This is a genomic window from Paenarthrobacter sp. CM16, assembly GCF_013179505.1.
Classification (GTDB): Bacteria; Actinomycetota; Actinomycetes; order Actinomycetales; family Micrococcaceae; genus Arthrobacter.
In genome coordinates this window covers 1-10,557 of record NZ_JABMCX010000168.1, presented here as the reverse complement: position 1 = coordinate 10,557, position 10,557 = coordinate 1, and the positions used below count along the sequence as shown (strand labels likewise).

Below are 10,557 nucleotides of genomic sequence, written 5' to 3'. Positions count from 1 at the left end.
ACACGGTCGATTGCCTCGTCCAGCGCGCGGTCATCAATCAGGTTGGCGTTCGAACGCGCGGTCAGCAGTGCGGCCTCGTTGAGGACGTTGGCAAGGTCGGCGCCGGTGTAGCCCGGGGTCTTCTTGGCAACAGCCCTGAGGTCGATGCCCTGGGCCATGGGCTTGCCCTTGGCGTGGACGTTCAGGATCTGCTCGCGGCCAATCATATCCGGGGCTTCCACCGTGATCTGGCGGTCGAAACGGCCCGGGCGCAGCAGCGCAGGATCCAGGACGTCCGGACGGTTGGTGGCAGCGATGAGGATGACGTTGGTCTTGACGTCGAAACCGTCCATCTCCACGAGGAGCTGGTTCAAGGTCTGCTCGCGCTCATCATTGCCGCCGCCGATCCCGGCACCGCGGTGACGTCCAACGGCGTCGATCTCATCCACGAAGATGATTGCTGGAGAACTGGCCTTGGCCTGCTCAAACAAGTCACGGACACGGGAAGCACCAACACCGACGAACATTTCAACGAAGTCCGAGCCGGAGATGGAGAAGAACGGAACGCCGGCCTCGCCTGCGACAGCGCGGGCCAGCAGGGTCTTACCGGTACCTGGAGGGCCGTAGAGCAGCACACCCTTGGGGATCTTTGCGCCCACGGCCTGGAACTTGGCCGGTTCCTGGAGGAACTCCTTGATTTCCTGGAGCTCTTCCACGGCTTCGTCAGCGCCGGCGACGTCAGAGAAGGTCACCTGCGGCATGTCCTTGTTGACCAGCTTGGCCTTGGACTTGCCGAACTGCATGACCTTGGAGCCGCCACCCTGCATACGGGAGAGCAGGAACCAGAAGAGGACACCAAGCAGCAGCACCGGGATGAGCAGCGAGAACAAGCCGGAGAACCAGTTGTTCTCGATCGGCTGGTCCGTGAAGCCCTTTTCCGGGTTGGCGTTGGTGACGGCCTTCACCACATCCGGACCGCGGTCCGTGACGTAGAAGAACTGGACGTTCTTGCCCTTGTCCTGGCCATCCAGGTTCAGGTTGTCCTTAAGTACCAGGTCAACGCGGTTCTCGGCGTCGAAAATCTTGGCCTGCTCAACCTTCCCGCTCTGGGAAAGGAGCTCAAGGCCTTCCTTGGTGTCAATGCGTGTGGAACCGCCCGGAGCCAGTGTTGCGAATGCCACCAGGAGCAAGCCAACGACGACAACAATCCAGATGCCCGGGCCCTTGAAGAAACTCTTAGCTTTCATCTGATCGGGGCTTTGCCCCGTCCCTCCTGGTAGTGCTGCAAGGCGCAACTTCTGCGCGCGAGTGGTGCTGCTTCAGTTTCAAGCTATACACCGTTCCCAGTAATTCACGCACCGGAAAGTCCAAAAGTTCCCTCTGGGCGTACACAGGATACTCGCGTCGGTGCTGTTGGAACAGGGGTCTTGTGCTTGGTGGGCGGGCGGGTTCTCACTGGCCTTCGCTTCCGGCGCACCCGTAGGCGCCGTGCACACCCGGTAAAGCCGATTTGTCCCGGGTTCCCACGGGCCTTCGCTTCCGGCGCACCCGTAGGCGCCGTGCGCACCCGGTAACGCCGATTTGTCCCGGGTTCCCACTGGCCTTCGCTTCCGGCGCACCCGTTGGCGCCGTGCGCACCCGTAACCACGGGCGCGAACGGCGAAAAAGGGTGCGGGCGTGCTGAGGAACGGGCGCGAACGGCGGAAACGGGTGCGGCCCCGTGGGGCGCGTCGCCCCACTAAGGGCTGTTAGCAGGGCACCACCTTGGCTACTTCCGTGTGGACTCGATGCTGTTTTTCCACATAGCTCGGACGGGTGCTTTCGACTTCGCGCTAGAAGGGGAAGCGTGGAACCCATGACCATTCCAGAACTCATCCTGGCTGCAGATGCGACACGCATCGGGCATGACGCGCGCCACCTCGCGAAGCAGGCCAAACGTGGCGAGCTGGTGCGGGTCCGACGGGGCGCTTATACACGCTCTGCTTATTGGGCGGAGTTGAACGAGCGTCAGCGGCACGGACTCCAAGCAGCCGCGCTGGTCAATGCAGCCAGGACTCCGCCCCTGTTCAACTTGCAGACGGCCGCACTCCTATGGGGGCTCGGCGTGGTGGGCGTACCTCAGGGCTTATGCACTGTCACTGAAGACCCAAGAGGCGGCAGGTCCAAGCACGGGATCCGGAGAAGCTTCGGGTCCCTTGACGCCGGGGTGGCCCAACTTGGTGACTTTCGAGTCACAGACAAGGTCCGCACCACAATCGAGCTTGCCGCCGCCCTCAATTTTGCTGAGGCCTTGGCCGTAGTGGACTCCAGCCGGCGCAACCAAGGGTGGGGCGATGATTTAGAGGCCGACAATTGGAACAAGGATAAAGCATGGGGTCCTCCGGCGAGCGTCGACGAACTTGCTGAAGCTGTCTCCGCTCTTACCAGGGTTTCCAGAAAGCGACGGGCCGAGTCGATTCTCGATCTTTCCTCAGACAAATCCGAATCAGTGGGGGAATCCATAAGCCGAGCACAGATGATCTTGCTCAACTTTCCCGTACCCAGCCTTCAAGGTTCTTTTACCCTGGGAAACGGACGCACTGCCCGAACTGACTTCTGGTGGCCCGAACTGGACCTTGTCGGGGAATTCGACGGACACGGAAAGTACCTACGAAAAAGGTTGCGGGGAAACCAGACCATCCAGCAGGCGGTCATGGCAGAGAAGGCCCGCGAGAACGGTCTGCGGGCGCTGGGCCTCACTGTCGTGCGCTGGGACTGGGCCGAGATGATGAACCCACGCGTGTTCGCACGTATTTTGAACGACGGCGGGCTTCGTTCCTTGCGTGCAGCCTAAGACACCGGTTGGTCAGGCTGCGACCGGAAGCACCAGCAAATAACCTGTGGGCAGGTCCGAACTCCAGCGCCGGGGCTCACGGACCACGAACTGTGTGGCCAACTGCTCCGGAGTCAGCAGACTATTGGGCTCTGGAGAGGGACCCCACTGTCCGCTGCCGTGAGGATAGAGCGGATCCAGGACGCGAATCCCCGTTACTTGAAACTCCGGGAACTGCGCTGGATCACCCACGGACTCAAAACCGCTCATCACCCAAGCATGCCGCCCGCTCCACATGACCAACCCCACCGGCCGGCCAGTTTCAGCTATGGCGCGCGCCGCCGTCTGCAGCGTGTCCTCGTAGGTCGCGACGCTGACCACCGAGTAAGGGCCCAACCCAACCTCAGTCAACACCTGCGCCCAGCCCCGGGGGTTGGCGCCGTTGAACGAATTCGAGGACCTCGCACGGGCCATCTCCCACAGCTCACTTTGCTGCGCGGAGGAGGCCCAAGAGGCTCCGCCGGTGTCGTCGATGAGATTGTGCGCCATTTGGATGCTCGCAGCAACACACCAGTCGAACGTATATTGCGGGACGAAGTCACCCTCTTGGTAGAGGTTCAGGGCAAAAGCCTCAGGCACAGCGGGCGGCGCGGGCGGAGGTGCCGGCTGCGGCGGCACAGGAGCCTGCGTGGCGCTCGGTGGCGGGGCTGCTTCAAGGTGGCCCGTTGCCGGCGAATTAGAGGTGGACGCGATTGGTTGACCGGAACCAGGCTCAGCGAGATCGACCGCAGGAGTGCAGGCCGTAAGGAGAGTCGCCATGACGGCGAGCCACGCCAGAAGACGGGCAGGAGCACCGGTCATGGTCCAGTTTAGCGCGAGAGGTTGCGTGACGGCAGGTTCACAAACCCAACAACCGCACCCACACCCGCTGAGCGCACCCCTTAAACGCAAACACCGCACCCACACCCGCCACACGCACCAGAGGTTACGGGCGCGAACGGCGGAAAAGGGCGCGACGGCGAGAGGGTGCGCAGCGGCAGGTTCAGGAACTCAATAACCGCACCCACACCCGCTGAGCGCACCCCTTAAGCACCAACACCGCACCCACACCCGCCAGGCGCACCAGAGGTTACGGGCGCGAACGGCGGAAAAGGGCGCGGTGGCGAGAGGGTGCGCAGCGGCAGGTTCAGGAACTCAATAACCGCATCCACACCCGCCGAGTGCACCCCTTAAACGCAAACACCGCACCCACACCCGCCACACGCACCAGAGGTTACGGCCGCGAACGGCGGAAAAGGGCGCGACGGCTAGAGGGTGCGCGGCGGCAGGTTCACAAACTCAACAACCGCACCCACACCCGCCGAGCGCACCCCTTAAGCACCAACAACCGCACCCACACCCGCCGAGCGCACCCCTTAAACGCAAACACCGCACCCACACCCGCCACACGCACCAGAGGTTACGGGCGCGAACGGCGGAAAAGGGCGCGGTGGCGGCGGCGTGAAGCGAAGAAGGGCGCTTACTCGTAAACGTGCGGGGCCAAGGTGCCCACGAAGTCCAGGTTGCGGTACTTCTCGGCGTAGTCGAGGCCGTAGCCCACTACGAACTCGTTGGGGATGTCGTAGCCAACGTACTTGACGTCGATCTCCACCTTGGCAGCGGTCGGCTTGCGGAAGGCAGTGCAGATTTCGACGCTGGCCGTGCCGCGGGACTCGAGGTTGGACTTGAGCCAGGAAAGGGTCAGGCCGGAATCGATGATGTCCTCGACAATCAGGACATCCTTGCCCATGAGGTCGGTGTCGAGGTCCTTAAGGATCCGGACCACGCCTGAAGACTGGGTACCGGAGCCGTAGGACGAGACAGCCATCCAGTCCATGCTCACGTGGCTGTGCAATGCGCGCGCCAGGTCAGCCATGACCATCACGGCACCCTTAAGGACGCCAACGATCAAGATGTCGCGGCCTTCGTAGTCCTTGTCGATCTGCGCTGCGAGTTCTGCGATGCGCGTCTGGATTTGTTCCTTGGTGTAAAGAACGTGCTTGAGATCTGCCTGGACGTCGTTTGAATCCACCAATGGCTCCTGTTTTGATGCTCGGGTGCGGCTACTGTTGGGACGGTTTCTGATGCCGGAATACTAGCTTCCCACAGCGCGCGGCTTCGCGGGGACCGGCGTCGGCTGAATCGCGCATGCTGCCAGCCTCCGCGACCCCGGCCGAAACCGGGCGCTGCTGCTCCAAATCGCTGAGGGACAATCGGTAAACACTGACATGGCCGGGAAGTTCCACGGGTCCGGCTGACCCTTGGCGCCGGAGCAGCGCTTCCGCAGCTTGAAGGCGCCCGTATCCGGGTTGTTGACCCCCGACGGCGGCGGCAGCCTTGGCAATGACACGGAACCTGAGCGCTGCCGGCAGCTCACGTACAGCGTCCTCGGGAAGCCACGCATCGGGCCCTTCGCGCTGGACAAGTGAGAGATAGGTCTCTTTGGCCAGGTCTTCGAGGAAATCGGCGTCCTGCTGGAGGATGGCGGCGGTGCGGGCAAGCGACTCGGCAACCCCCGGACCCAGCTTTTCCTCCAACACCGGCATGACTTCAACGCGGGTTCTGGAGCGCGCAAAAGCAGGATCGGCGTTACTGGGGTCGTGCCAGGGGGAAAGTTCCTCCACCTCGCAGATTTCCAGGGTCTCCTCGCGACGAAGCCCCAGGAATGGCCGGAGGAGCCGGCCACGGGCCGGCCTCATCCCCGCCAAGGATCGAGTCCCTGAACCACGGGCCAGGCCCAGCAACACTTGCTCGGCTTGGTCGTCCAAGGTGTGGCCAAGAAGGATCGCATTACAGCTCAAGTCCTCAGCGGCAGACTCCAGCGCGGCATGACGGGCATCCCTCGCCGCGGCCTCGGGACCAAAGCCGGTGGCGGCGACTTCCACAGTGCGCACCTCCACCGGAGACAAGCCCAGCTCCCGCAGCACCTCGGCAGTCCGGGAGGCGACCTCAGCAGATCCCGGCTGCAACTGATGATCCACCACCACGGCGGCAACAGCCACCGGATGTCCATCAACATGGCCCCGCCGGCCGAAATAGGCGGCGATGGCCGCCAAAGCCAACGAATCCGGGCCGCCGCTGCAGGCTACGAGCACCCGCTGGGGATAGCCGGCGGAAGCCAAGGCGTTCTGTAACTGCTTCCGCGCCTTGCCGACGACCGGCGCCAAACGGCCGGGCCGGCGTCGACCCTTGGCGGTAGACCCTGACACGGAACCAGCGGGTCCAGCCACCCCAAAAGAGGAACCATCGGACCCGCCAAGAGGACCGGAGGGAACGCTCAAAGCCCCATCCGCTCAAGCCACAGCTTGGAGTTGTGGATTTCTTCTTCGGTGGGCAGGTACTCGGCGGACGTCCACACCCGGTTGAAGCCTTCCATGCCTGCTACGGCAACCACTTCGCGGACGAACTTGGCGCCGTCGGTGTACTGGCGCATCTTGGCATCCAGGCCGAGGAGGTTGCGGATGAACTTTTCCACCACGCCGCGGTCCTTGCCACGGTCGTTAAAGCGTTGACGAATCGTCTTCACCGAGGGGACGATGCTCGAATCCACGGCATCCATCACCACGTTGGCGTGGCCTTCCAGGAGGCTCATGACCGCAGTGATGTGGGACAGGGACGCCTTTTCCTCGGGATCCTGCAGGATGTCAAGGATGGCGCCGCGGCCCGGAGCTTTCTCCGAGGGATTGCGGTCCCGCAGGGACTTTGCAACTGCGCCCGCCCGTTCAACCAGGGAATCCATGTTGCCCAGGAGGTTTCCGCTGAGCTTCTCGATTTCGTCCAGCATGTGGTGCCGGAGCCAGGGCGCGGCAGCAAACTGCACACGGTGCGTTTGCTCGTGCAGGCAGACCCAGAGCCGGAAGTCGTCAGGGTGGACGTTGAGTTCACGTTCCACGGAAATGATGTTCGGCGCCACCAGCAGGAGCCGGCCGCCCGGGGGAACGTTGGACTCGGGGGCCAGCGCAGCAAAGGGATCGTACTGACCCAACACCTTGCTGGAAAGGAAAGCCAGCACGGCGCCCAGTTGGGTGCCGGTGATGGCACCGCTTGCAGCAGCGGCAGCCGGGGTCATGGCCGGACCGTTGCGGCTCTCCAGCATTTTCTTCAGCGCGGGCTGGAGCATGACCGAAAAACTCTGCGTATTGGCTTTTGACCACGAGGCGCGGTCCACCACCAGGACGTGCGAGTCACGCAGGTCCCGGGCAGCTTCAAGACCGGTGATGTCATGGACGTGCGGGACGGAAATATCCGCGTTGAAGCGCAGGTTCTCCACCGCCTTGCCAATCTCCCCGGCGCTAAGCTCCGGACCGGGAGGGGCAAGCCGGGCAGCCGTAGAGGAAGCCAGGTCCCAGTTGATCAGGGACGGGGCCCCTGCTGACGATTCGCGGGCAGATGACACCATACGGACCATCACACCACACCAGACTGACAGCGGGCCCTTAAGTTCGCTCCGCGCGGAGCAGTCAGCCCCGGCAGCCGCAGGAGGCCAGCACCGAAGCCGAGCGGTCCATTGCCACCTTGTTGGCGGCAGTGCCGGGTTCAAGGTCGTTGCCGATGAAGGAGAACACCAACAAGCGCCCGTCCGCGTCCACCACGTATCCACTCAGGGCAATCACCGTATTAAGCGTCCCCGTCTTGGCGCGTACCAGCCCTGCGCCCTCGGCGGTGCCGGCGTCCACATACCTGTCATCCAGGGTGCCGGTAAGGCCCGCCACCGGGAAGCCGTCCAACGCAGTCCGGAGAGAAAGGTCCGGTCCGCTGGTGATGGCACGCACTACCTCCGCAAACTGCCGTGCACTGACCTGGTTTTCGAGGGCGAGACCGGAGACATCGGCCAACTGCATCGAATCCGTGGCAATTCCCAACTCCCCCAGCCGTTGCCGCACGGCCACCGTGGCGCCGTCGTACGTGGCTTTTTGACCGCTTGCCAAGGCGGTCATCCGCCCCAGCGCCTCGGCGAGGAAGTTGTCCGAGGACTCAAGCATGAGGTCCACTTGATCGCCCACCGTGGCCGATTCCGCCGCCGCCAGCACTTTGGCCGGAAGCCCTTTACCGCGTTCGACGCCGGGACTCACCGCAACGCCTGCAACCGCCAATTGCTCGGCGAACACCTGGGCGGCGGTGATGGCGGAATCCTGGGGGCGCGGACCGGTCAGTACGTCCGGGGCGTAGCGGCCGGAGTTCAAAGCCAGGGAAAACAAAGGTGCTGTCTCGCCGGCGGCAACGTCGTCCAGGCTCCAGGCAGGGTTAAGGGGTGCGCCGGCGAAGAGTGAATCGTCCACGCGGACAGTAACCGGCCCCTTGACGCCCGCTGCAGCCAATGCGGCAGCAGTATCGGTAGCCAGCGACGCGAGACCGGCACGCCCAAGAACCGCAGACGGATCCGACGCGGAGGCACCCAGCAGCACATCCCCTCCCCCGGTCAACACCACGGTGGAAGGATCCTCGGCGGCGAGCACCCGGGTAGTGAAACGCGATTCAGGACCGAGAGCCTTCAGCGCAGCCACGGCAGTCAGCAACTTCATGGTGGAGGCCGGGATCCGGTTGGCGCCGGCATCGCGGTCAAAGAGGACCTTCCCCGTTGAAGCGTCCATCACCACGCCACTGATGCTGCCGCGGCCGGCCGGTTTCAGCGTCGCATCAAGTTGCCGGGCAAGTTCTGCGGGCAGGGGAACGGGGGCGTCGGCGTTCAAAGGAAGCACACCGCCGGCATCGGCCAGGCGGTCCGGCACCTGCTGCCAGGACGGAACGGAAGGGGACGGCTTGGGTGCGGTGAACAGTCCCGGCACCATGCCGGCCACCACCACGGCACCGAGGCACAGCAGGACTCCGGCCAACAGCACCGGCCATTTCAAGCGCCCCCACGCCGCGGATACCCAGCGGGCACCCCCGTTTTTAACGCCCATCATGAAAGCTGCTTGGTCCTGTCAGTCCTGAAATGTCCCCGCCGGTTCAAGAAACCCGGGCCTCTCGCTATATCCTCAATAGTAGTCGGCGGCACCGGCTGCCCTTTTGCCTGCCGCCAGCCCCGGGCTGAGCAGCCTGCCTGAGGCACCGTCACCCGTGACGGCCGCTTCGGCGGAGCGACGCCCCACCCACACCCGTCAAGGAGCATTCCATGAAGCACGACGTGACCATCGAGATCCCCAAGGGATCGCGCGTCAAGTACGAAGTTGACCACGAAACCGGCCGTGTCCGCCTGGACCGCGTCCTGTTCACCTCCATGCAGTACCCCACGCACTACGGTTTCTTCGAGAACACCCTGGGCGAAGACGGCGACCCGCTGGACGCACTGGTGCTCCTGCAGGACTTCGACCTCCACCCGGGCGTCATTGTTGAATCCCGCCCCATCGGCGTCTTCAACATGACCGACGACGGCGGCGGAGACGCCAAGGTCCTCTGCGTCCCCGTTGACGCACGCTTCGACCACATCCAGGAAGTCAGCGACGTCAGCGAATTCCTGATCAAGGAAATCGAGCACTTCTTCACGCGCTACAAGGACCTGGAGCCCGGCAAGTGGGTCAAGGCCGAAGGCTGGGGCGACCGCGCCGCTGCCGAAGCCGAGCTGGAAGCTTCCATCAAGCGCTACGTTCCGGCAGCACACTAGTCCTCCCCCGACGGCGGCTGGTGCGGTTCCCTGCGAACCCCACCGGCCGCCGTCGTTCTTTAACGGTTTGTCCGCATGGGCATGTCTCCCCATCGCGGCAGCCCGCGGGTCCGCCTAGGCTGGGACGAGACTTTTCGACTGCTGACACAGATGGCTTACACAGGGGGTTCTTATGGCTGGGTTCTACGGCGCGGACATCGGGCAGCTTCGCAGTCTGGCCGGCGTGATGGGCAAAGCTGCCGACGCCATCAGCCTGCAAAGCACGCAGTTGTCCAACGCCATCAATTCCACCACCGCGTGGCAGGGCAAAGACGCAACGGTGTTCAAGGGCGATTGGAACTCCCAGCACCGGCAGAGCCTGGTCAAGGCCGCCAACATGCTGCGCGAGAATGCCAGCCAGCTGAAGAAGCACGCCAACCAGCAGGAGTTCGCCAGCCACAATGATGGCTCGGGCTCTTCAGTGGGTGTCCTCAAGGACGTCTACGACACCGCGATGGGTGTCAAGGGACTGGCTGCCCCGCTGTGGACGGCCTACAAGTACCTCAAGCTCGGCAACGCCGAGTGGGTAAAGACCCGCGAAGTCCTGACCAACTGGCGGGCAGGCGGGACCGTGGTCCGCGACGCCATGACCGCGCTGCGCAACGGTGAAAAGGTCACCGACGTCCTCACGGACCTCAAGGCCAACATCCCCTACAGCCAGGCGTTCCAGGATGCCAGCAAGTTCTCCAAGGGCCTCCGCGTGGCCGGGGCGCTGGCGGCACCGCTGAACATTGTGGGCGGCATCAGCGACATGATCAACCCGCAGCACGACGGCTGGCGCGGTACCGGCGACCGCATTGCCGGCGGCCTTTCGGTGGTGGGCGGCGTTGGAAGCATCATGCTCATGACGGCTGGCGGCGCAGCCTTGCTGGGGCCGATCGGCGCTCCCATTGTGATCGGCGCGGGAATCGTGGCCGGCGCATGGGCGCTGGGCAACCTCGTAGCTGACAACTGGGACTCCATCAGCAACTTTGCCCGCAACCCCGGCAGCTACATCGCCGACGGCGCAAAGGAGGTGGCGGGCTTCGTCAAGGACGCAGGCAGTAAGGTGGCAGACGGGGTCAGTGACGCCGCCAAGTCAGTC

General features: G+C 63.9%; 9 protein-coding genes. 3 read left to right on the top strand and 6 right to left on the bottom strand.

Annotated features, from left to right (window positions below):
• Nucleotides 1-1,226, bottom strand: a 1,226-nt coding sequence (locus HP499_RS15085) for an ATP-dependent metallopeptidase FtsH/Yme1/Tma family protein (protein WP_172324996.1), incomplete at its 3' end; no start/stop codon positions are given.
• 608 nt (nt 1,227-1,834) lie between these two features.
• Here HP499_RS15085 and HP499_RS15080 point away from each other — a divergent pair.
• Nucleotides 1,835-2,812, top strand: coding sequence for a type IV toxin-antitoxin system AbiEi family antitoxin domain-containing protein (locus HP499_RS15080; protein ID WP_026540854.1), 978 nt, complete (start codon nt 1,835-1,837; stop codon nt 2,810-2,812).
• Between the two features lie 12 nt (nt 2,813-2,824).
• Here the strand turns inward: HP499_RS15080 and HP499_RS15075 are convergent, their stop codons facing one another.
• From HP499_RS15075 to dacB, 5 genes are all read right to left on the bottom strand, one after another.
• Nucleotides 2,825-3,652, bottom strand: a complete 828-nt coding sequence (locus HP499_RS15075; protein WP_172324994.1) for a hypothetical protein — start codon at nt 3,650-3,652, stop codon at nt 2,825-2,827.
• Between the two features lie 658 nt (nt 3,653-4,310).
• Nucleotides 4,311-4,862 (bottom strand): hypoxanthine phosphoribosyltransferase, encoded by a 552-nt coding sequence (hpt, locus tag HP499_RS15070; RefSeq protein WP_011772910.1) that lies wholly within the window; start codon nt 4,860-4,862, stop codon nt 4,311-4,313.
• Nucleotides 4,863-4,893: 31 nt separating this feature from the next.
• Entirely contained in the window at nt 4,894-5,997 is a 1,104-nt protein-coding gene (gene tilS / locus HP499_RS15065; protein WP_172325000.1) for a tRNA lysidine(34) synthetase TilS, read from the bottom strand.
• 110 nt (nt 5,998-6,107) lie between these two features.
• On the bottom strand, nt 6,108-7,229 hold the full coding sequence (locus HP499_RS15060) for a zinc-dependent metalloprotease (protein ID WP_172324992.1): 1,122 nt from the start codon (nt 7,227-7,229) through the stop codon (nt 6,108-6,110).
• A gap of 61 nt (nt 7,230-7,290) precedes the next feature.
• Nucleotides 7,291-8,733: a D-alanyl-D-alanine carboxypeptidase/D-alanyl-D-alanine-endopeptidase gene (gene dacB / locus HP499_RS15055; protein WP_172324998.1), complete on the bottom strand. Its 1,443-nt coding sequence runs from the start codon at nt 8,731-8,733 to the stop codon at nt 7,291-7,293.
• Between the two features lie 212 nt (nt 8,734-8,945).
• On the opposite strand from dacB, the gene HP499_RS15050 reads away from it, so the two are divergent.
• Together HP499_RS15050 and HP499_RS15045 are read left to right on the top strand one after the other, a co-directional pair.
• Entirely contained in the window at nt 8,946-9,434 is a 489-nt protein-coding gene (locus HP499_RS15050) for an inorganic diphosphatase (protein ID WP_024818962.1), read from the top strand.
• A 172-nt stretch (nt 9,435-9,606) separates the two neighbouring features.
• A partial coding sequence (locus HP499_RS15045) for a hypothetical protein (RefSeq protein WP_172324990.1) occupies nt 9,607-10,557 on the top strand: 951 nt, incomplete at its 3' end.